This window comes from Hymenobacter rubidus, assembly GCF_016734815.1.
GTDB classification, from domain to species: Bacteria; Bacteroidota; Bacteroidia; order Cytophagales; family Hymenobacteraceae; genus Hymenobacter; species Hymenobacter rubidus.
In genome coordinates this window covers 43,161-65,428 of the sequence record NZ_JAERQF010000030.1, presented here as the reverse complement: position 1 = coordinate 65,428, position 22,268 = coordinate 43,161, and the positions used below count along the sequence as shown (strand labels likewise).

Annotated in this window: 20 protein-coding genes; 13 read left to right on the top strand and 7 right to left on the bottom strand. The window is 61.0% G+C overall.

The features are described from left to right. The first annotated feature begins 484 nt into the window (after positions 1-484). The 5 genes from JKL48_RS17870 (at position 485) to JKL48_RS17850 (ending at position 6,105) form a co-directional block, all read left to right on the top strand. Positions 485-1,411, top strand: a complete 927-nt coding sequence (locus JKL48_RS17870; protein ID WP_201985564.1) for an SPFH domain-containing protein — start codon at positions 485-487, stop codon at positions 1,409-1,411. Positions 1,412-1,448: 37 nt separating this feature from the next. Next, positions 1,449-2,279 (top strand): hypothetical protein, encoded by an 831-nt coding sequence (locus JKL48_RS17865; protein ID WP_201985562.1) that lies wholly within the window; start codon positions 1,449-1,451, stop codon positions 2,277-2,279. Between the two features lie 122 nt (positions 2,280-2,401). Beyond that, the gene (locus tag JKL48_RS23620; protein WP_201985560.1) at positions 2,402-3,250 is read left to right on the top strand and encodes an energy transducer TonB; all 849 of its coding nucleotides are present in this window, start codon (positions 2,402-2,404) and stop codon (positions 3,248-3,250) included. Positions 3,251-3,379: 129 nt separating this feature from the next. Continuing rightward, positions 3,380-4,843 (top strand): Asp-tRNA(Asn)/Glu-tRNA(Gln) amidotransferase subunit GatB, encoded by a 1,464-nt coding sequence (gene gatB, locus JKL48_RS17855; protein ID WP_201985553.1) that lies wholly within the window; start codon positions 3,380-3,382, stop codon positions 4,841-4,843. A 140-nt stretch (positions 4,844-4,983) separates the two neighbouring features. Beyond that, the gene (locus JKL48_RS17850) at positions 4,984-6,105 is read left to right on the top strand and encodes a TlpA disulfide reductase family protein (protein WP_201985539.1); all 1,122 of its coding nucleotides are present in this window, start codon (positions 4,984-4,986) and stop codon (positions 6,103-6,105) included. 132 nt (positions 6,106-6,237) lie between these two features. Here the strand turns inward: JKL48_RS17850 and JKL48_RS17845 are convergent, their stop codons facing one another. The 4 genes from JKL48_RS17845 to JKL48_RS17830 form a co-directional block, all read right to left on the bottom strand. Then, positions 6,238-7,005 (bottom strand): hypothetical protein, encoded by a 768-nt coding sequence (locus tag JKL48_RS17845; RefSeq protein ID WP_201985537.1) that lies wholly within the window; start codon positions 7,003-7,005, stop codon positions 6,238-6,240. A gap of 55 nt (positions 7,006-7,060) precedes the next feature. Further along, positions 7,061-7,576 (bottom strand): acyl-CoA thioesterase, encoded by a 516-nt coding sequence (locus JKL48_RS17840; RefSeq protein WP_201985535.1) that lies wholly within the window; start codon positions 7,574-7,576, stop codon positions 7,061-7,063. Positions 7,577-7,729: 153 nt separating this feature from the next. Further along, positions 7,730-9,910, bottom strand: coding sequence for a M43 family zinc metalloprotease (locus JKL48_RS17835; protein ID WP_201985532.1), 2,181 nt, complete (start codon positions 9,908-9,910; stop codon positions 7,730-7,732). A 101-nt stretch (positions 9,911-10,011) separates the two neighbouring features. Next, the gene (locus JKL48_RS17830; protein ID WP_236668887.1) at positions 10,012-10,713 is read right to left on the bottom strand and encodes a protein-L-isoaspartate(D-aspartate) O-methyltransferase; all 702 of its coding nucleotides are present in this window, start codon (positions 10,711-10,713) and stop codon (positions 10,012-10,014) included. A 129-nt stretch (positions 10,714-10,842) separates the two neighbouring features. On the opposite strand from JKL48_RS17830, the gene JKL48_RS17825 reads away from it, so the two are divergent. From JKL48_RS17825 to JKL48_RS17795, 7 genes are all read left to right on the top strand, one after another. Then, a complete protein-coding gene (locus JKL48_RS17825) occupies positions 10,843-12,264 on the top strand; it encodes a sugar transferase (protein WP_236668886.1) in 1,422 nt (473 codons plus the stop codon). Positions 12,265-12,439: 175 nt separating this feature from the next. Continuing rightward, positions 12,440-13,597, top strand: coding sequence for a tRNA 2-thiouridine(34) synthase MnmA (mnmA, locus tag JKL48_RS17820; protein ID WP_201985524.1), 1,158 nt, complete (start codon positions 12,440-12,442; stop codon positions 13,595-13,597). A 171-nt stretch (positions 13,598-13,768) separates the two neighbouring features. Further along, positions 13,769-14,569 carry a hypothetical protein gene (locus JKL48_RS17815; RefSeq protein ID WP_201985520.1) on the top strand — a complete coding sequence of 267 codons (801 nt, stop codon included), beginning with the start codon at positions 13,769-13,771 and terminating at the stop codon, positions 14,567-14,569. A 42-nt stretch (positions 14,570-14,611) separates the two neighbouring features. Next, positions 14,612-16,300: a S8 family serine peptidase gene (locus tag JKL48_RS17810; protein WP_201985518.1), complete on the top strand. Its 1,689-nt coding sequence runs from the start codon at positions 14,612-14,614 to the stop codon at positions 16,298-16,300. 145 nt (positions 16,301-16,445) lie between these two features. Beyond that, entirely contained in the window at positions 16,446-16,760 is a 315-nt protein-coding gene (locus JKL48_RS17805) for a hypothetical protein (RefSeq protein ID WP_201985511.1), read from the top strand. 118 nt (positions 16,761-16,878) lie between these two features. Continuing rightward, complete coding sequence (locus JKL48_RS17800) at positions 16,879-17,475, top strand: riboflavin synthase (RefSeq protein ID WP_201985509.1); 597 nt, start codon at positions 16,879-16,881, stop codon at positions 17,473-17,475. Positions 17,476-17,533: 58 nt separating this feature from the next. Beyond that, entirely contained in the window at positions 17,534-17,734 is a 201-nt protein-coding gene (locus JKL48_RS17795) for a hypothetical protein (RefSeq protein ID WP_201985507.1), read from the top strand. A 26-nt stretch (positions 17,735-17,760) separates the two neighbouring features. Here JKL48_RS17795 and JKL48_RS17790 read toward each other — a convergent pair whose 3' ends face one another. From JKL48_RS17790 to hemF, 3 genes are read right to left on the bottom strand one after another with little or no spacing between them, the layout of a single operon-like run. After that, on the bottom strand, positions 17,761-18,378 hold the full coding sequence (locus tag JKL48_RS17790) for a flavodoxin family protein (RefSeq protein ID WP_201985505.1): 618 nt from the start codon (positions 18,376-18,378) through the stop codon (positions 17,761-17,763). Positions 18,379-18,390: 12 nt separating this feature from the next. Beyond that, entirely contained in the window at positions 18,391-18,969 is a 579-nt protein-coding gene (locus tag JKL48_RS17785; RefSeq protein ID WP_201985497.1) for a phosphatase PAP2 family protein, read from the bottom strand. Then, positions 18,962-19,879 (bottom strand): oxygen-dependent coproporphyrinogen oxidase, encoded by a 918-nt coding sequence (gene hemF, locus JKL48_RS17780; RefSeq protein WP_201985494.1) that lies wholly within the window; start codon positions 19,877-19,879, stop codon positions 18,962-18,964. Before hemF ends, JKL48_RS17785 begins: the two co-directional genes overlap by 8 nt. Positions 19,880-20,178: 299 nt before the next feature. Between hemF and JKL48_RS17775 the strand changes: the two genes are divergently transcribed. Beyond that, the gene (locus tag JKL48_RS17775) at positions 20,179-22,221 is read left to right on the top strand and encodes an alpha-ketoacid dehydrogenase subunit alpha/beta (protein ID WP_394368864.1); all 2,043 of its coding nucleotides are present in this window, start codon (positions 20,179-20,181) and stop codon (positions 22,219-22,221) included. The last annotated feature ends 47 nt before the right edge of the window (positions 22,222-22,268 follow it).

Sequence of the window (22,268 nt, the reverse complement as noted above, 5' to 3'; positions counted from 1 at the left end):
GCGTTGTTCTGACGGGATAAGGTCCTTCGCTGCGCTCAGGATGACAACGATTTTGACTTTCTAAACAGCTTCATTATCCGAACGGTCAGGTGCGTAGCCATATTTTTAAAGCGCTTGATGGGCCACACTCAGAATCGTTTGACAGTCTGGGGCGGCCGGGGTATTATCGTCTCACCAGTAACTCAAACCCCAAAAATGGACGGACGACGCAAGTAGAGTGGGTACGTGACTACAGCGCACCCCGCTTCAAATCCGCCAAGCCCAAGAAGCAGTAAGCAATAGACCTTAGCTGAGTCATTATTGATGGGCGAGTAGTAACCCTGAAGTTTTCAAATTCGGAAGCAACGGTTCTGCTTAACGGGCATTTGTCCCATCTATTCGAAAACTTCGGGCTTATGCGTTATCGCTGCTGCCGTTGTGGTTTCGGACAAGCCGTTGCCGCGTACATTGGGGTGATTTTCCAGCTTGCCTCATTTCACTTCCCATGTCCACTTTTGCCCTCATTCTGCTTGGGCTCATTGCCCTCGTGCTGTTCCTGTGCTATGTTATTGTGCCCCAGGGCACCGTGGCCGTTATCACGGCCTTTGGCAAGTACCGGCGCATCATGCTGCCGGGCCTGAACTTTAAGCTGCCGTTTATTGAAACGGTCTACAAGCGGATTTCCATTCAGAACCGCTCGCTGGAGCTGAATTTCCAGGCCATCACCATCGACCAGGCCAACGTCAACTTCAAGGCCATGCTGGTCTACGCGGCCTTCGACCAGAGCGAGGAGGCCATCAAGAACGTGGCCTTCAAGTTTGTGGATGAAATGAGCCTGATGCAGGCGCTGGTGCGCACCGTGGAGGGCAGCATTCGGGCCTTTGTGGCCACGCAGCGGCAGGCCGCCGTGCTGAGCTTGCGCGGCGAAATCGTGCTCCACGTGAAGGACCAGCTCGATGCCACGCTGGAAAGTTGGGGCTACCACCTCATCGATTTGCAGCTCAACGACATTGCGTTTGATGAGGAAATCATGCGCTCGATGGCCAAAGTAGTGGCCTCGAACAACCTGAAAGCGGCCGCCGAAAACGAAGGCCAGGCCCTGCTCATCACCAAAACCAAAGCGGCCGAAGCCGAAGGCAACGCCATCAAAATTGCCGCCGAAGCCGAGAAAATTGCGGCCCAGCTGCGGGGCCAGGGCGTGGCCCTGTTTCGCGAAGAAGTGACCAAAGGCCTGGCCCACGCCGTGGAAGCCGTAACCAAAAACAACCTCGACCCCTCGCTGGTGTACTTCTCCATGTGGACGGAGGCCATCAAGCACTTTGCCGAGCAGGGCAAGGGCAACGTTATTTTCCTGGATGGCTCCAACGAGGGCATGAGCAAAAACCTGGAGCAGATGATGGCCATGCAGCAGCTCCAGCGCCCGGTGAAGTAGCGGTTAACGAACGGATAATTCGAGCAAAAACAAGGATATGAATAGCGCCGTCGTTTTTTTCGCGGGCCTTTGTTTCGCCATCCCGCTTATTGCCACGGCCCAGTCTGCGCCAGCAAACGGGCCCCGCAAAGTAACCGTGTACATGACGGCGGGTGGGCAGCAACTCCCCACACCCGATGGGGCCCACCATCGGGCCGAAATCACGATGCGCGACAGCGTGAGTGGGATGATGCGGGAGTATTATCCATCGGGCAAGCTGTGGCGCATCGTGCCTTTTGCGCACGTCGGCTTAGGCATTCGCCACGGCGTGGCCATGAGCTACGACGAGGCTGGCAAACTCCGCAAGCGGGAAGATTTCCTGGCCGGCCAACGGCAGGGCGAAGTCCAGCTTTTCGATGCCACCGGCCAATTGAGCCGAACCATGGTGTATGACAAAGGCAAACGGATAAGCCAACAGTGCTTCACGCCAACCGGGCAGCCTGAGCAGTGCCAGGAAGAGAAACAGCCGCCCCTATACCCCGGAGGAAAGGCCAAGCTCATCAAGACCATTGAAGAGGCGGTGGTGTTGCCCACAGAAGAAATAGCAAAGAGTGGATTTGGAATCGTGCTTGTTTCTCTTGTGGTCGATGCCCAAGCCAATATTCTGGGAGCCAAGGTAGTAAACGCACCCACTGCCCGTATGGGGCAGGCGGTGGTTGATGCCGTGAAACAGCTACCACCTTTTGAAACGCCCGGAATGGTCGACCAAGTACCAGTTTCGGTGTTGTATACGCTGTCCATCAAAGTTGGCCGGCCAGCCAACGGCTGGAACATGGCCCATGCCTACACCGAAGTTACGCCCAAGGTCACCTATTTAGATGCTGAGTAAGCCGAAGCATCGTGATGCTTTGGCTATTGTTGGCAGAACCCAACGATGGAGTTTGTTGTATATAATTCAGGAGAAAACAAACGCGGAGCCGTTCCGTTTTTTGCTTGTCGAAAGCGCATTTGGTGAAAACACAGCTACTGCCGCTGGTACTTCTGATGGCCCTGCCGCTGGTTAGCCCGGCGCAGGTGCCCGGGCGGGTATTGCCCACGCAGCCGGCTCAGTTTTACACGCCCGATTTTCTGCCTGCAACGCAGTTTGACACAACGGCTTACTGTGCCGAGACGATGTTTCGCGATAGCCTGGGCAATGGCGTGACGCGGGTGTATTATCCAACGGGCCAGCTGCGCCAGTACGTGCCGTATGCCAATGTGTACCGGGGGGTGCGCCACGGCACCGTCACCACGTGGTACAAAGACGGGCAAATGTGCACCAAGGAGGACTACCTGCGCGGGGTGCGGCAGGGCGAACTGCTCACCTACTACCCCGACGGCACCCTAAAAAGGCGCGAAACCTATGAAAACGGGCATTGTGGCATCGGCAGCTGCTACGGGCCCGATGGCCAGCCCGTGCCCTATTTCGTGTACGAGCAGCTGCCGCTTTACCCCGGTGGCGGCCTCGTGCTGATAAAAGAGCTGAGCAAAGCCGTGCGCCTCAACCCGCAGGAAGTGCAAGCCATGCGCCGCGAATCGTACCGGCAATCCTTATACTTTTCGGGCACGCAGCGGGAAGTGGATGTGCAGTTGGCCGTGGCGCCCGACGGCCACATTGCCGACGCCCGCGTGGTGCATTCCACCGCGCGGTTTCTCAACGAGGCCGTGCTCCGTGCCGTGGCCAAGCTCAAGCGTCCGTTTGTGCCCGGCAGCCGCGACGGGCAGGTGATGGTCAGCTACCTCACCGTGCCCGTCTACTACACGGTGGAGGCGCCCAACCAAGGAGCGTACCGGACCTATCAGTCGCCGCGCCGCTGGTAGCGGACGGGGGCTGCCAAAGCGCCGGTGCTCGGGGTTTGCCAAGTGCAGCCGCGCATTTATGCGGCTTGGCTTGCCCGTACCCGTTACCTTTAAGGACAAATTGCCCGTAGTACCCCGCGTTTTTTTGATATGGACGAAGCCACCCTTGCCAAATACCAGCCCGTCATCGGGCTCGAAGTTCACGCCCAGCTGCTCACGCACAGCAAGATGTATTCGTCGGATGAAAACGAATACGGCGTTGCGCCCAACACCAACCTCTCGGTCATCACCCTGGGCCACCCTGGCACCTTGCCCAAGGTGAACCGGACGGCCGTAGAATTTGCCATGAAAATGGGCCTGGCCACCAACTGCCAGATTCGGCGCGACAACCTGTTTGCCCGCAAAAATTACTTTTACCCCGACCTGCCCAAAGGCTACCAGATTACGCAGGACAAAACCCCGATTTGCCACGACGGCCACGTGGAAGTGCGCCTGAGCGACGGCACAACCAAGAAAATTGGCGTCACCCGCATTCACATGGAGGAAGACGCGGGCAAGAGCATGCACCTGGCCGGCGAAACCGAAACCCTCGTGGACCTGAACCGCGCCGGCGTGCCGCTGATTGAGATTGTGAGCGAGCCCGACATCCGCACCGGCGAGGAAGCCTACGCCTACCTCACCGAAATCAAGAAGCTGGTGGAGTACCTCGGCATCTGCGACGGCAACATGGAAGAAGGCTCGCTGCGCTGCGACGCCAACATTTCGGTGATGCTGAAGGGCGCCGACAAGTTCGGCATGAAGGTGGAAGTGAAAAACATGAACTCCTTTCGCAACGTGCAGCGGGCCATTGCCTACGAAATCGAGCGCCAAATCAACATCATCGAAGCCGGCGGCGAAGTAGACAGCGAAACCCGCGGCTTCGACGCGGCCAGCGGCACCACCAACGGCCAGCGCAGCAAGGAAACCCTCAACGACTACCGCTACTTCCCCGAGCCCGACTTGCCGCCGCTGGTGATTTCGGACGAGTGGCTGCACCGCGTGGCCGCCGAGCTACCGGCCCTGCCGCAGCAGCTCTACGCCCGTTTTGTGGGCGAATTGGGCCTGAACGATTACGACGCCTCCGTGCTTATCGACCAAAAGGAGGTAGCCCTGTTTTTCGACGACCTGGCCCGCCTCACGCCCGGGAGCGCCAAAGCTGCTGCCAACTGGGTGATGGGACCGGTGAAAAGCTACCTCAACGAGCGGGCCCTCACCATGGCCGACTTCCCGCTCGACGCCGCCCAGCTGGCCGGCATCATCGAGCTGATTGACGCCGGAAAAATCAATTATTCGGTGGCCAGCAAGCAGCTGTTTCCGCACCTGCTGGAACACCCAACGGCGAATGCCACCGGTGCCGCCGAAACCCTGGGCCTGCTCACGCAAGCCGACAAAGGCGAGCTGGCCGGGCTGGTAGCCCAGGTACTGGCCGGCAACCCCGCCAAAGTAGCCGAGTACCGCGCCGGCAAAAAGTCGCTCACCGGCATGTTCATGGGCGAGCTGATGAAGCTGACCGGTGGCAAAGCCGACCCCAAATTGGCCAACCAGCTGCTGCGCACTGCGCTGGATAACAATTAATAATGAACAATGAGCAATTAACAATGTCCGACAGTTGTTTGGCGTTAAGCAGTATGTCTCCGTTTTGCGAACAACGGTACTTTTTTTGCTCATTGGTAACTGCTCACTGCTAATTACTCATTGAATTGATGCCCCATCCTATGATAAAGTCTGTTTTCCTGGCCGCTACTGTTTTGGGCATGGCCAATGCCTGCCAAAATGCCGTTGCTGCCGACGGCTACGAAGTGACGGGCCAGTTGAAAAACGCCCCGGCGGGCACCGTGCTGCACCTTTCGGAACTGACATCAAACCAGTTCGTGGAAAAAGCGCAGGCCAAAACCGACGCTGCGGGCAATTTTACGCTAAAGGGGGCGGCCCTGACCCCCGGCATTTTTCAGCTGAAGCTGGACGAAGCCAACCAGGTGTTGCTGCTGCTCGACAACAAAACGCATGTGCAGGTGAACGGCGACGCCAACAGCCTCCCCGCCACCTACAGCGTTAAAGGCAGCAAGGACGCGGAAGTGCTGCGCCAGCTAACGATGGTGATGACCAGCAGCAAAGGCCAGCTCGAGGACCTGGGCAAGCGGTACAACGAGGCTGGCCAGGCTGGGAAGACCGATGAGATGAAGGCGATTGAGAAGGAGTACTTCACCATTCAGGGCCGCAACACGGCCAAGGTTAAAAGCGTGATTCGGCGCAACGCCTCGGCCGTGGTGGGCGGCTTTGCGGTGGGCGCCTTCATCAACCCCGAAGAAGAGTTCACCTTTGCCGATTCGGTGGCCACCATCCAGCGCAAAGCCAACCCCAATTCTCCCTTCACCAAGGAGCTGACCGCCCGCCTGGAGCCCCTGCGCGCCACCGCCCCTGGCACCCAGGCCCCGGAAATCAACCTGCCAACTCCTGAAGGCAAGACGCTGGCATTGAGCAGCCTGCGCGGCAAATACGTGCTGATTGATTTTTGGGCGAGCTGGTGCGGCCCCTGCCGTCAGGAAAACCCCAACGTCGTACGCGCTTACAACCAGTTCAAAGACAAGGGCAAAGGGTTCACCATCTACTCCGTGTCGTTGGACCAGGACAAAGCCAAGTGGGAAAAGGCCATTGCCGCCGACGGCCTCACCTGGAACCACGTGTCGGACCTGGCCGGCTGGAACAGCGTGGCTGGCGCCGCCTACGGTGTGAAGGCCATTCCGCAGTCGTTTCTGATTGACCCCCAGGGTAAAATCATCGCCAAAAACCTTCGTGGGGAAGCGCTGGCTGCAAAGCTCGCGCAGGTGTTGAAATAGGTTATCTAGTTGTTGGTTGCTAGTTGTCGGTTGTCAGCTCCAGCACAAATCTTGGCTAACAACTGACAACTGGCAACCAACAACTAAAAACACAAAACGCCTGGCCGATAAGCCAGGCGTTTTGTGTTTGGTCTAACTCCTAAACATGCGCTGCAAACCGGGCCAGAGGCGTTTTTTGAGGCTGACATCATACTCCACTAAGTCGACCGTGGCCGAAGACAGGTAGGAGAGGCCCAGGCTGGGGAACTGCACCGGCTCGTATATCTGGGTATTGCGAATGGTGGTGTCGAGCAGGTTTTTTCCGAATGCAATGATGTGTGTGGCGGCCAGTGCTTTGCGCAGGTTCACCAGCGCCACCGGTAGCTCCGAGTCTACGTTCACCAACACCACGTCGGCCATGACCAGGTTCAGGGCCTGCAGCATCTTGTTGAGAAACACGTTGCGGTGCAGCTTCCGGAACTCCTCGGTGGGCAAACGGAATAGCAGCACAACCCCTTGCGCGTTGTCGCCCATCACCGTAAACGGCGTGAGCAGCACGGGCGGAACTGCCGGCGCGGCCAACGGCTGCACCACCGGGCTGACCGGCGGCGTGGCTGCTGCCGGCGCCGGACTCGCCGCCGGCACCGGGTGGTGGGCGGCCGTAGCCAGCCGCTCCAGGCCCGCCGAAGGCTTGCTGAAAGCCATTGACGGGCGGCTGAACTCTTCAATGGGCCTGAGCGGCGTGGGTTTCTCAGCTACTGGCGGCTGGGGCTTTTCGGGGGGCGTGGGCAGCGGTTTGGCCACTGGCGCCGCTGCGGTGGCCCTTGCCGGTTCGGCAGGCGCTTCCGCCGGCTCCGCGGGCATGTAGAGCGTCACGTCGGTGTAGAAGTTTTGCAGGAATGCGAGCTTTTCGGTGGACATGGCGGGTGGTTTTTTATAGCTTGTTCGCTTGTTTGAGGCTGCGGGTAACAGCGGTTTACAGGGCAAACAACGCCTTTAGCTCCTGCGCTTCGGCGGGCTTCATGCGGCCGGCGAGGACCAGGCGCAGCTGGCGCCGCCGCAGCGCCCCTTCGTACAGCTGAATTTCTTCCTCGGTTTCCGGCACCGCCTCGGGCACGTCGATGGGCCGGCCGGACTGGTCGACGGCCACGAAGGTGAAAAAAGCCTCGTTGGTTTTGAGCTTGGTCCCGCTCGGAATGTCCTCGGCCCACACGTCGATGTGCACTTCCATGCTGGAGCTAAACGCCCGGGTTACCTGCGCCTGAAGGGTGACCACGTTGCCCAGCCGAATGCTGTCGCGAAACGACACGTTGTCGACCGAAGCCGTGACGACAATGCGGTTGGAGTGCTTCTGGGCCGAAATGGCGGCGGCAATGTCCATCAGGTGCATCATGCGGCCCCCCATCAGGTTGTTCAGGGTGTTGGTATCGTTGGGCAACACCAGCTCGGTCATGATGACGAAAGAGTCTGCGACGGGTTTTTGCTTGCGCATCGGTGAAAATAGGGGTAAAAGCGTGCGGCAAAGGTACGCCGGCCCCGGAGCGCCTCCCAGCATTAAAAGGCCCTGTTCAAAACAGAACGAGGCTTTCGAGAAAGAAAAGGGCAGTGGTGCGCCACCTGAACCGGCCCGGACTTGTCGCTATGGTTAAGGAATGACGACTTTGCTGGTCCAGCGGGCTTTGGCTGTGCGAAGCTCGACCAGGTAGATGCCCGCCGCCGGGCGGGGGCCGTTGCCCGCCAACAGCGGCAGCGTTTGTTCGCCTTGCCGACCCATGGCCCGCGTGGCGGGGCCAACCAAACGCCCAACCAGGTCGGTGAGGCGCACCTCCACCGGACCAGCCGTGTCCAGCGCAAATTGTACCACTGTTTCGGCCGTCAGCGGGTTAGGAAATACATGAAGTGGCGCCGAACCAGTTTGCGTGCTTTGCGTGGCCAGCGTCGTGGCCGCCACGATGCGCACCTTGTCCAGATAAATGTTGTTGCCGACGGCGCTCACCATCCGAAACCGGACCTGAAAATGGCTGCTGATGTAGCTGGCCGGGATGTCCACCTGAAGCGGCTGCCAGTCAGCGGCGGAAGTAGGCGTGTAGCCGTACACGCGCAGCGTGTCGCGCGTGTTGAGCACCGATGAAAAGATATTGCGCTGGTTGGTCCACGTCAGGCCGCAGTCGTTGCTGTACTGAATGCTCAGGTATTCATTGACAGCCACCGGGCGCTGGGCGTAGGCGCGGTCAAAAACCAGGGCCGGTGGATTGGCAGCCGTGTAGGCACTCAGGTTAATGTTGGGCGAAATCAGGTTGGTTTGGGTACCGGCAGGCAGAAACGAGCTGCGCACCACCAGGCAGGCCGAGCCGTCGCTGGCCTGCAAGCCTCCCGCCGCGCTGGTCACCCGCATCCAGCGTGCGGCCCCCGATGAGGAGGTGGACGACTGCGACCAGTTGCGCAGGTCCGGGGCCGGGTAGTTGTTGGGGAAGCCAGCGTTTTCAAACGACTCGGCCACCGGCGCTGCCAGGCCGGCGTTGCCGCCCACCACCTGCATGAGCGCCGTGCGGGTGGCCGTGCCGACGCCACCGGCTGTGGTGATGGTGAGCGTCACATTGTACAAGCCGCCGGTTGGGTACGTCACCGTGGGGGTGCGCTGGCTGGAGGTGCTGGGCACCCCGCCCGGAAACTGCCAGGCGTAGGCAGTGCCGGGAGCCGTGAGGTCGGCGTTATAGGAAAAGTCGTTGAACGTCACGGCCGAGCCCTCGCAAACAACGGTGGCCGAGGGCTGAAAAGCCACTATTGGCGCACAGGTACCGCTCACGTAGCCGTCGTTCGTGCCGGTCGCAATCAGGTTGGCCTGCGACGTCAGCACGCTGCGCGCCGAGGTCAGCACGGTGCGCATCAGCGCCCGCTGGCCTTGCGTGAACATGCGCTTGCAGCTGGAATAATCCATGTAATTCTGCACGTTGGCTACCGGGCCGCAGGTACTGTACCCCAGATTGCAGCTAAAGGTGCCGTCCGTTACGGGCGTGTCGGCCACGTAATCGGTGCCGTTGCAGTTGCCCGAGCCAGGGCTGTTGGTGTTGCCCCAGGTGTGCGACAGGCCGAAGTAGTGGCCAATTTCGTGCGTGGCGCCCCGAAATAAGCCCCGGCTGATGGAGCTGGTCCCGATGTTGCCAAAATAATCCTGGCGCACCACAAAGCCGTCGTAGGGGTTGTTGGGGGAGTTGGGCGGCGTCACGTAGCCCACGGTGGTGCCGCCGCTGGTTGGGGTGCCAATGGTATTTACCACCCAGATGTTGAGGTACTTGGCCTGGTCCCACACGCCCACGCCCTGCACCGCGCCGCTCTGGTCGTCGTTGACGAGGCTGGGCAGGTAGTGCCGGGTGATGCCCGTGGTGCAGTTGCCGTTCGGGTCCTTTTTGGCCAGCCGAAACCGGAACCCAATCGAAGCCGCGATGGGCCGGAAGAGCGGAATAATTTCGGCCGTGTCCGGGTTCAGCTTCTGATAATCCAGATTCAATTGGTCGATGGCCGTGGCCACCTGCGCGTCGCTGATGTTGTCGGTGCCGCCCGCGTGAATGATGTGCACCACCACCGGAATGGTGATATCGGTCACGTAAGCCGGGCCGCGCTGCTGGGCCTGCGCCAAAACCTCGAGCTGTTGGTAATACGCCCGCTGCGCCTCGCGGGCCCCCGGGTGCTGGGCAAAGTAGCGCTCCTGTGCCGCCGTGGTGCCACACCAATCAGGCCCCGGTTCCGGAACCGGGGCCTGCGCCCAGGCGCTTCCACTAACAAGGGATAGGGCCGCAAAGGCAAGCGGAAGTAGTTTTTTTAGCATAGCACAGCGGCGAAAGAACGCAGAAAAACAATGACTTTATTGGGAAAGGCAGCGGCACCGCTCACAGTTCCGGCACCCCTAAACTACTCGGTAACCCGCCGCTATTGCCGCCAGCCGCTGGCCCCCAGCAGCGGCACGAAGCGAAACTCCTCAAACTCTTCGCGGATGAAAGATTCCGGCCCTTCGCGCGTCACGCGCACCATGCGCTGGGTTAGGTTATCGCCCACCGGAATCACCAGCCGGCCACCCACCCGCAGCTGCCGCAACAGGGCCGGCGGCAGGCCGGGCGCCCCGGCCGTCACCAAAATGCCATCGAACGGCGCCTTGGCCGGCAGGCCCACCGAGCCATCGCCGCAATGCAGCGCCGCACCCCCCGCGCCCAGCGCCGCCAGGAACTGGCGCGTGCGGGCAAACAGCACTGCGTTGAACTCGATGCTGTCGACGTGCGGGGTGAGCTGCAGCAGCACCGCGCACTGGTAGCCGGAGCCAGTGCCCACCTCCAGCACGCGGTCGGTGGGCTGCACGTTCAGCAGCTGGGTCTGAAAAGCCACCGTGTAGGGCTGCGAAATGGTCTGGCCTTCGCCAATGGGAAACGCCTTGTCCTGGTAGGCGTGGGCCTCAAAAGCCGGCTCAAAAAACAGGTGGCGCGGCACGGACGCCAGGGCCGTTAGCACCCGCTCGTCGTGGATGCCGCGGCGGCGCAGCTCGCGCGCCAACGCGCGCCGCTGCCCCTGGTGGCGATACGTGTCCTGAAGCGGTGAGAAAGGTGTGATAACGAAGGGAGCGTTAAAATCAGAAAACAAAAGTCGCGTAGTGGCAGGCAACACTTGGCGCAGTAGTTCCCGATAAGCCCGACAACGGGCTTCAGCGCCTACCTTTGCCCGGCGCGGTTTTTGCCGACCAGCCGCTAAAATACTACCGAACCCCACGTTTTGCCGCTCATTCGCCGCTTTCAGTACATTAAGCTCGTGGCCGCCGACTTTGGCGCGGCGCTTGTGGCCTGGATGTGCTTCTTTCTGGTCCGCAAATACTTGCTGAATGAGCTGACGGGCTATAAATTCATCGAAGGCCAGCTTTTCTACCTGTCCGGCTCGGCCGTGATGATTGCCTCGTTCTGGACGGTGCTCTACGCCCTGATTGGTGAATACCGGGACATTTACCGCAAGTCGCGCCTGGGCGAAATCCTCCGCCTGGCCCAGATTTCGGTGCTGGGCGCGGTTGTTATCTTCTTCACGCTGCTGCTCGACGACGAAGGCGTGGTGAACTACCGGGCCTACTACAAAACCTTCGCCGCGTACTACCTGCTCCATTTTCTCATTACGGCCGTGCTGCGCACCATTGCCGTGAGCAGCGTGCAGCGCCAGGTGTACCGGGGGAATATCTTTTTCCCGACCTTGCTGGTGGGCTCCAATGCATTGGCCTTAAGCACGTTTCATGAACTGGCGCGCACCGGGCGCCACCTGGGTTTGCGCCTGGTTGGGTTCGCCCCCGTGGGCGATACCGTTGACCCCGACCTGGCCGCCGAGCTCCCCGCGCGCGGCTCCTACAAGCGCCTGCCGGCCCTGGTACGGGCCCTCAAAATCGAGCAGATTGTCATTGCCATCGAGCCGAGCGAGCACCTGCTCATTCAGGACATTCTCACCCTGCTGGAGGGCACCCCGGCCCGCGTCAGCATCCTGCCCGACTTGTACCAGATGCTGCTGGGCTCCGTGAAGGTGAACCACCTGTTTGGCACGCCGCTCATCGAAATCAAGCAGGACCTGCTGCCCATTTGGCAAGTGGTGCTCAAGCGGGTGATTGACGTGGTGGGCTCGGCCTTGTTTTTGGTGCTGGCCAGCTGGGTGTATGCGTTCACGGCCGTCATGGTGAAGCTGTCCTCGCCCGGTCCGGTGTTCTACCAGCAGGAGCGAATTGGCCGCCACGGCCTGCCGTTCCGCATCATTAAGTTCCGGTCGATGTTTATTGACGCCGAAAAAATGGGCCCGGCCCTGAGCTCCGACCACGACCCGCGCATCACGAAGTGGGGCCGCTTCATGCGCAAAGTGCGCCTCGACGAGCTGCCCCAGTTCTGGAACGTTTTGAAAGGCGACATGAGCATTGTGGGGCCCCGCCCAGAGCGTCAGTTTTTTATCGACCAAATAATAAAAATTGCGCCCCACTACCGCCACCTGCACCGCGTGCGGCCCGGCCTCACCTCGCTGGGCCAGGTAAAATACGGCTACGCCGAAACGGTAGCCCAAATGGTCGAACGGCTCAAATTCGACATCCTCTACATCGAAAACATGAGCCTGGCCATGGATTTTCGGGTGCTGCTCTATACGCTGAAAATCATTGTGGAAGGGCGGGGGAAGTAAATTTAGGAATCGTTTGTCATCCTGAGCGCAGCGAAGGACCTTCTCCCGTCAGGACTCATCGTTTATGCGTGATGAGGTCCTTCGCTGCGCTCAGGATGACAAACCTTTTCCATACCCCCTACCTTTGCAGTTGCCGGCCGGAACCTTTCAAGCTCCGGGTGAATTGCAATCCACTATGAATACCGAAGTAAAAGGGAGAGTCCTCGTCGCCATGAGCGGCGGAATTGACAGCAGCGTGGCCGCCGTGCTGCTGCACGAGCAAGGCTACGAAGTGGTCGGGATGACCATGAAAACCTGGGATTACGCCAGCGCGGGCGGGTCGAAAAAAGAAACCGGCTGCTGCTCGCTCGACAGCATCAACGACGCCCGCGACATTGCCGTGACGCTCGGCTTCCCGCACTACATCATCGACATTCGCGACGAATTCGGCGATTTTGTCATCGACAACTTCACCGACGAATACCTCGCGGGCCGCACACCCAACCCCTGTGTGCTCTGCAACACCCACATCAAGTGGGACGCCCTGCTGCGCCGTGCCGACCAGCTCGGCTGCCAATACATTGCCACCGGCCACTACGCCAACATTCGAAAAGATGCCGAAACCGGCCGCTTTGTGGTCAGCAAAGGCCTCGACGAAAACAAAGACCAAAGCTATGCCCTGTGGGGCGTGAGCCAGGAAAGCCTGAGCCGCACGTTGTTCCCGCTGGGCGGCATGCGCAAAACCGAGATTTATGACGAGGCCCGCCGGCGCGGCTTCACCGAGCTGGTGAACAAGCCCGAGAGCTACGAAATCTGCTTTATCCCCGACAACGATTACCGGGGCTTCCTGCGCCGCCGCGTGCCGGGCCTGGAGGCGCGCGTGGCCGGCGGCAACTTCGTGACCAAAAACGGGCGCGTCATCGGCAAGCACGAGGGCTACCCGTTCTACACCATCGGGCAGCGCAAGGGGCTGGGCGTGGCGCTGGGCTACCCGGCCTTCGTGCTCGAAATTCGGCCCGATACCAACGAGGTGGTGCTCGGCAACTACGACGAGCTGGCCAGCACCGCCACCGTGGTGGGCAAGCTCAACATGGGCAAGGAGGCCAGCCTGGCCGGCCGCGGTCTGGTGCCGGCTGTGGTGAAAGTGCGCTACAACCACGACGGCGCCCCGGCTTTTCTGGAGGAAGTGGACGGCAAAATCCGCGTCTATTTCGAGGAGCCCGTGCACGCCATCACGCCCGGCCAGGCCGCCGTGTTCTACGACGGCAACGATGTGCTGGGCGGCGGCTGGATTGAGCGCCACGTCATTGGCGAAGTGGCCCTGCCGCTGGCTGCTGCCGAAGCTTCTCATTAGGCCAGTGCCGATTTCCGCACACTTTTTGCGGAAGCTGAAAGTGGAGCGTTAAAAGTTAAATCCGCAGCCCGTCTGATTTTTACCTTTTAACGCTCGACTTTTAACTTCTCCAGCGCTTTGCTTCAAAAGCTGCATTTACTTCTACTCTATTTCTCCGTCCGCTCTCGTCACATGCACCACCTGTTATCACGTCTGAAGAAGGAAGTTTCGGCCCGGAGGGTGGGCGCCACGTTGCTGGCCATTGGCCTGGGCTTGGCCGGTTGCAAAGACACCACCGAAGCAGTGCCGGAAGCCGGTGTGAATTATTATCCGGTGAGCGTGGGCAACTACTGGGTGTATGCCGTGACGGATACCGTTTGGAGTTCTGCGTCGCAGGGGGTGGCCAGCGTGCCAAGTCCCACCTCGTATAAAGTCAAGGAAACCATTACCGGCACGTACGCTGATGCCGCCGGGCAGCCGGTGTATAAGATGGTGCGGTCCAAGTTGGTAGCACCTGCCACCGACTACCGCGACGACAGCGTGTTCACGGTGCGCACTTCCGACCAGGCGGTAGTGGTGAACCGCAGCAACACCCCGACCGTGGAACTGATATTTCCGGTGAAAGACGGACGCTCGTGGAATTTTAACGCCTACAACAACAACACCAACGACACCATCACGGCCGAAACCCGCCAGTACAGCCGCGTAGGCCAGCCCTTTACGACTGCCGCCACGGCCGGAATAGCCGCCAAAAATTACCCAACTACGCTCGTCACCGCCAACACCGGTACGGCCGTGGAAAACAGTTTGCTCAAGCAGCGGAACTACCAGCAGGTGTTTGCCAAAGGCATTGGACCGGTTTACCGGCGGCGCGATTACTTTGAGAATTTTTATTATACTAATCTCGGCAACGGCAATGTCGTGTACGTGAAAGGCTCGTATTTCAAGGCCGTTACCCGGCGCGAATCCCTGATTGAATACAGTGTGAAGTAAGCAACTGCCTGCTTGTTCACCATTCCGTTGATGCCGTTTTCTATGCTGCCTTCTACAACAAAATGGCTGTTTCTGGCCCTGATTGGTTCGGTGCTGACGGTGGTGGCTGCCAAGCCGGCCGCCGCGCAGGGCACGGTGCGGCGCCATTTGGTGTACTTCCGCGACAAGGCCGGTACCCCGTTTTCGGTGGCCCAGCCCCAAGCTTTTCTGTCGGCGCGGGCGGTGGCCCGCCGCACCCGGCAGGGCATTTCGGTATTGCCGCGCGACCTGCCCGTGAATCCGGCGTATGTGGCCCTGGTGCGGGGCGTAAGCGGCAGCCCGCAGGTGCTTTACACGTCGCGCTGGTTCAACGCGGCCGTGGTTTCCTGCGATTCGGCCACGCTGGGGCGGATTTTGGCGCTGTCTCCGATACGTAGCGCCACCACGCTCAATCGGGCTTTTAAAGCGGCGGGGGCGACCAAGGCGCCGGTTCAGGTGCCTGCCATTGCCGCCCGGGGCACGTTGGCCACCCGGGCGCAGTACGGGCCGGCCTACCGCCAGGACGTGCAAATCGGGGCCACGGCCATGCACGACGCTGGTTTTCGGGGCGAAGGCATGCAGATTGCGGTGTTCGATGCCGGCTTTCCGGGAGTAAACCAGATTGCGGCCATGCAGCCCGTCTTCCAGGAGCAACGCATGCTCGGAACCCGCAATTTTGTGGACGGCGGCACCAACGTCTACACGCGGCACAGCCACGGTACCAACTGTTTATCGGCCATTGGGGCCAATACGGCGGGCTTTTTTATTGGCACCGCGCCCAAGGCCAGCTTCCACCTGTGCATCACCGAAGACATTGCCTCGGAGCATCCCATTGAGGAAGCCAACTGGCTGGCCGCCGCCGAATACGCCGACTCGGCCGGGGTCGACGTTATCAGTTCTTCGCTGGGCTACACCACCTTCGATGCTCCCTCTGTTTCCTACACCTACGCCGATATGAACGGGCGCACCGCCATCAGCTCGCGGGCTGCTACCGTAGCAGCCCGGGTGGGCATGGTGGTGGTGAGCGCCGCCGGCAACGAAGGCGACGACCCCTGGCACTACATTTCTGCCCCGGCCGATGCCGACTCCATCATTTCGGTGGGAGCCGTCGATTCGCTGGGTGGGCATGCCTACTTCAGCTCCTACGGCCCCACGGCCGACGGGCGCATCAAGCCCACGCTTGCGGCAATGGGGCTGGCGTCGGCGGTGCTGGCGCCCAACGGGGCCGCGTTTCGGGGCAGCGGCACGTCGTATGCCTGCCCAATACTGGCGGGCATGGTGGCCGGGTTCTGGCAAGCCAACCCCACGCTTACGGCTCAGCAGGTGATTCAGGCCCTGCGCAGTACCGCTTCGCAGGCCAATGCGCCCGACAACATTCTGGGCTACGGCATCCCCAATTTCGTGACGGCCTATAACGCACTGCATCCCAACGCGCCGCTGAGCACGAGCAGCGCGGCGGCCGACGAGTCCCTGGGCTTGTTTCCCAACCCGACCGGCGACGGCCCGCTCACCCTCACTTTGCCCGCCAGCCTGCGGGGCCAGGCCCTGCGCGTGCGGGTGCTCGATGCGCGCGGGGCAGTGGTGGCCCAGCAGCAGTTGCCTGCCAGCAGCGCCCAGGCCGCGCTGAAATTGGGACGGCTGGCCAAAGGGGTTTATACCTGTGAAGTAAGCGCCGGAACCACTCGCCGCACGGTGAAATTTGTGCAGCAATAGCCCCTGCTTTTACCACAAAAGAAGGCCGCCGGATAGTGGCCTTCTTTTGTGGATTTTACCTGCATATCCTCTTGTTTTTGAGATGGATATTTTGTAATTTTAAAGCATCAATTCACCCCGTTTTATTGCAGATTAAATGTTGCAGATGATGATTACCAAGCGCATCGGGCGCCGCCAGTTTCACTTCACGGTGCAGGGCAACAACTTCCACGAAACCGTGGCCGAATACGACCGGCTCAGCTTCCCCGATGTGGCTGCATGTGGACTTTGCGGCTCCGATAATCTGGACCTGACCAGCCGCGTAGCGCAAGGTAAATACAAGTACACGTCGGTTAAATGTCTGTCGTGCCGCGCCGACCTTACCTTTGGCAAGAACAAGGACGACGACCAAAGCTACTTTCTGCGCCGCCGCGATAATGGCGAGCTGGATTGGAAAGCCCTGGAAAAAGCCGAGAAATAATCATTCGGCCTTGCAAACTGTTTTGGATACGGAACGGCACCTTGGTTACGGGGTGCCGTTCTTTGTACTCGTGGATGCTTCATCCACGAAATCCCTTACTCTGCACAAGTCGCGGTCCATGTTTACTGGAATTATCGAAGCCCTGGGTACCATCATCGCCGTCAACAATGAAGGCAGCAACCGCCATTTTACGGTGGCATCGCCGTTTGCCGCCGAGCTTAAAATAGACCAAAGCGTAGCCCACGACGGCGTGTGCCTGACGGTGGTAGCTGTGGATGAAGCGGCCGGCACTCACGTCGTGACAGCCATCGACGAAACTTTGCGCGTCACGAACCTGAACCAGTGGCAGCCCGGCCGCCACGTCAACCTAGAGCGCTGCCTGGCCGCCAACGGCCGCTTCGACGGCCACATCGTGCAGGGCCACGTCGACGCCACGGCTACCTGCCTGAGCGTGGAAGACCAGCAGGGCTCCTGGCTGTTTCGGTTCGGGCATGCGCCGGGCCCCGGCCGCCTCACGGTCGAGAAAGGCTCCATCTGCGTGAATGGTACCAGCCTGACGTGTTTCGACAGCACCGACGGAGGCTTCACGGTGGCCATTATCCCGTACACCTACGAACACACCAGCTTCCAGCAGCTGCGGGCCGGCGAAACGGTAAATCTGGAATTTGATATTGTGGGCAAATACGTGGCTAAGCTGCTGGGAAAGGCAGCCTGACAACTTGGGCGCGTGGGTTGCGTACGAAGTAAATCCTTCCACGCAACTTCTCTTTACCATGTCAAAGCGCGAATTGATTACGCCAAACCCCGGTGATAAACGCTTCATCCGGCGCGATGCCGACGGTCAGATTGAGCAGGCGGTCGACCTGAACAAGTCGCTGTCGCAGGACGACAAGCACAATTCCAAAAAGACCAGCAAGCCGGGCCAGGGTGACAAAGGCGACGGGCACACCGGCAACCGCAAGGCTAGGAAATAGGCGCCGGCCAGCAGGCGGCCCGGTTGCTATGGCAGCCGGGCCGCCTGCGCTTCGCCCGGAAGCGGCAAGGCTGCGGCAAGGCTCGTGGCCTTGGGCGCAAGGAAAAAAGTTTTGGCCTCCCGCAAAGCGAGCGTATCGAGTTGAATGTCGTTGGGGCGGGAGCCGATGCCGTGCAGCAAGCCGCCCCATTGCATGTGCATGAACTGCGCGGTGAGCAGCAGCGTGGCCTCCAGGGGCTGGGTTTCGGCGCGTGAGCCGCTGCTCACGACCACGGCCCACAGGGTTTTGGCCTGCATTTGCTCCCGGAAATTGAGCGCGGGGATGCGCAGCCAGGCGCTCCAATAGTCGAGGTAATGCTTGGCGTGCACCGGCAGGCTGAACATGTAGAGCGGAGCAATAAGCACAATGTCTGTGGCGGCCAAGGTGGCATCCAGCAGCAGCTGAACGTTGCCGGTAGGCGCCGGATAGGCCCCGTTGTGGCGCATGTCGACGAAATGAGGCAGCGGGTAGTCCTGCAAGTGCACCCAATGCTGCTCGATGGTGGGGGGCAGCCCGTGGGCCGCGCAGTACGCCAGCTGTTCGCTGTTGCCTAGGCGCCGGGTGCTGGAAAGCAGAAAGAGAAAGCGACGGGCCTGTGGTTTCATGGGAGCAGTTCTCTAAGCTGAAGCCGGCCACCAGCGCGGGGCCAGGTACCGGTAGGCGGCGGCGGCGCCCCAGCCCAGCAGCAGGCCAATGCAAGCGCCCCCAAGCACATCGGCCGGGTAATGAGCGCCAAGATACATGCGGCTGTAGGATAACAGCAATGCCCACGCAAAAGCCCCGATTTTCAGCGCCCGAAACCGGCCTGCCGGTAGCACCAGGGCCAAAAAAATGGCTAGCGCCACGGAGTTGGCCGCGTGCGAGGAAAGGAAGCCGAACTGCCCGCCGCAGCCATCGGGCAGGTGCAGCTGCGGGGCCAGCAGGGCGTCGTGGCAGGGCCGCAGCCGCCCAAAAAAGGGTTTGAACAAGCGGCTCGTAATGCTGTCGGCCAGGGCCACGGCGGCTATTACCAAAGGCAGCAGCAGCCAGGCCCGCCGTCGAAAAACGTAAATCAGCCAGCCGATAAGCAGCGCATAAGCCGGAAACCAGACGTTGCGGTTGGAGGCAAATACCATCACGGCATCCAGGCCGGGAGAGTAGGCCTGGTTGATGGCCAGCAGCAGCCGTCGGTCAAGGTGTTGGATGGCCTCAAGCATCGGCCAGCCAGTCGATACCCTTGCGGAGCCAGGCCTGCGTTTGCGCTTCCGGGGTGCCGGGCGCGGGCGGCGCAGGGTTGTAGGCCCAACCGGTGCGGGGGGGCAGGCTCATGAGAATGGATTCGGTACGGCCCCCAGTTTCCAGGCCGAAGCGGGTACCGCGGTCAAATGCGAGGTTGAACTCGGCGTAGCGAGCGCGGCGCTGCATCTGCCAGGCTTCTTCGCGCTCGGTGAAGGGCAGGGCGTGGTTTTCGGCCATTAGCTCGGTGTAGAAGGGGCCGAACAGCTCGGCTACGTCGCGCATGAAGGCAAATAATTCTTCGGCGCTGCCGTCCGGGCCTACGGTCAGCCGGTCGTAGAAAATGCCGCCCACCCCGCGCGTTTCCTGGCGATGGGGTAGGTAGAAGTAGTCGTCGGCCCAGCGGGTGAATTTGGGGTAGTACGCCGGATTATGGCGGGTGCACACTTCATGCAGGCGCTCGTGAAAGCGCCGCGCCTGGGCTTTGTCCACGTAAATTGGGGTCAGGTCGATGCCGCCGCCAAACCATGCTTCGCCGTTGCCGGCCTCAAAATACCGCACGTTCATGTGAATAATGGGCACCCGTGGGCTGCGCGGGTGCAGCACCACGCTCACCCCCGTGGCGTAAAAATGCGGGTCGGGCATGTGCAGCTGGCGGGCGGCGGCCTCGCTCATCGAGCCCCAGACCGCCGAGAAGCCCACGCCTCCTTTTTCCAGAATGCGCCCATGCTCCAGCACCTTCGAGCGGCCTCCGCCGCCGCCTTCGCGCTGCCAGGCATCGGTGTGGAAAGTGGTCGGGCCGGCGTCGGCGGTTTGGAGCTGCTGGCAGAGGCGGAGCTGAAAATCAGCCAGCCAGGTTTCAATTTCGGGGCGGGTGGTGGGAGAGGGCATGAAGGGTAGGGGGCGGTTTGCAGGTAACTGGCAGCGATTGGGTTCCCGTTGCTCGCGCTTCAGCAGCCACCGGTTGGTGGGGCAAAGATACAGACGAGGGCGCAGGGCGTACTTTTGCAGCCTCACCCGCCCTTGCTCCAATGTCCGACTTTGCCGCCACTGCTGCGCCCGACACCACCGACTTTTTTAATACCCGCGTAGCCAGCGCGGCTGCCGCCGCCGCCGCTGCCTTTACGGCCCCGGCGGCCGTGCCTACGGCCGTGGTCGACAAGGATTTGCTGCGCCGGGCCTACCGGCTGATGCACACCGCGGCTGCCATGGCCGGCCTCTACGAAGAGGAGAAAGCCATTGCGGCCCGCTACGTGCACGCCACCGCCCGGGGCCACGAGGCTATTCAGCTGGCCGCCGCGTTTCACCTCACCGAAACCGATTACGCCGCCCCGTATTACCGCGACGATGCCATGCTGCTGGGCATGGGCTTGCGGCCCTACGAGCTGATGCTGCAGCTGCTGGCCAAGGCCGACGACCCTTTCAGCGGCGGCCGGACGTACTACTCGCACCCGTCGCTGCGGCGGCCGGGCAGCCCGGTTATTCCGCACCAAAGCTCGGCCACGGGCATGCAGGCCATTCCGGCCACGGGCATGGCCCACGCCATCAAGTATTTGGAAACCATTAAGAGCGAAAAACTGCGCCGGGGCGCCACCGACGGCGAAAATCCGGAAGCGGCCAACCCGGTGGTGCTCTGCTCCATTGGCGATGGCGCCATGACCGAAGGCGAGGTGAGCGAGGCGCTGCAAATGGCCATTCTGCACCAGCTGCCCATCGTGTATTTGGTACAGGACAACGACTGGGGCATTTCGGCCACGGGGCGCGAGATGCGGGCCATGAATGCTTACGAATTTGCGGCCGGCTTCCCCGGCTTGCGCCGCGTGCAGGTCGATGGCACCGATTTCGCGGCTTCTTACCAAACGGTGGGCGAGGCCGTGGCCCACGTGCGGGCGCGGCGCGGGCCGGTGCTGATTCATGCCAAGTGCCCGCTGCTGGGCCACCACACCAGCGGCGTGCGGCGCGAATGGTACCGCAACGACCTGGCGGCCCACCAGACCCAAGACCCCTTGCCACGCCTGCACGCTGCCTTGCTGACGAACGGTTTCGACGAAGCCGAATTGAACGACCTGCAAGCCGAAGCCAGCGCCACGGTGCGTGCCGATTGGGCCGAGGCTCTGGCCGCTCCCAACCCCGACCCGGCCACCTTCGCCGACCACGAATTTGCCCCGGCTGCCGTGACGGCCGAAGCCGGGGAGCGCAGCCCCGCCGACGGGGAAAAAGCCCTGATGGTGGACGCCGCGCTGCATGCCGTGGACGACATTCTGCGGGAATTCCCGGAGGCCTTGTTCTACGGGCAGGACGTGGGCGGTGAGTTAGGCGGCGTGTTCCGCGAGGCCGCGCTGCTGGCCAAAAAGTACGGCGATGCGCGCGTGTTCAATACGCCCATTCAGGAGGCCTACATCGTGGGCAGCACCGCCGGCATGGTGGCTGTGGGCGCCCGGCCCATTGTCGAAATTCAGTTTGCCGACTACATCTGGCCGGCGCTGAACCAGCTGGTGGAGGAACTGTCGAAATCCTGCTACCTCACCATGGGCAAGTTTCCGGTTCCGGCACTCATTCGCGTGCCGATTGGGGCGTACGGCGGGGGCGGGCCCTACCATTCGGGCTCCATCGAAAGCACGCTGCTTACCATTCGGGGCATTAAAGTGGTGTATCCGAGCAACGCGGCCGACATGAAGGGCCTGATGCGCGCCGCCTTTCTGGACCCCAACCCGGTGGTCATGCTCGAACACAAAGGCCTGTATTGGAGCAAAGTGTCAGGCACCGAAGACGCCAAAACCGTGGAGCCGGCCGCTGGTTATGTTATCCCGCTGGGCCAGGCCGCCATTGCGCAAGCCGCCGATGCCGATAAGCTGCGCCAAGGCGAAACGGCCCTTGTCGTGACGTATGGCATGGGCGTGCACTGGGCCAAAGCTGCTAGCCGCGACTTTGCCGGCCAAATCGAAATCCTGGACCTGCGCACACTCAATCCGCTCGATTTTGATGCCGTGACGGCCGCCACCCGCCGCCACGGCAAGGTATTGGTTCTAACAGAAGAACCCTTGCTCAACAGCTTCGCCGAAAGCCTGGCCGGGCGCATTCAGCGGCATTGCTTCCAAGCGCTGGATGCGCCGGTGTTCACCCTTGGTGCCGCTAATTTGCCTGCCATTGCCCTCAACGTGGAGCTGGAGCGCCAGATGCTGCCGAGCGCCGCGAAAGTTTCAGCGGCCCTAAAGGAGCTGCTGGAATATTAGCGGGGTTGTGGCTGAGTGACAATTTAAAAATATGTTGACCGTCCTGC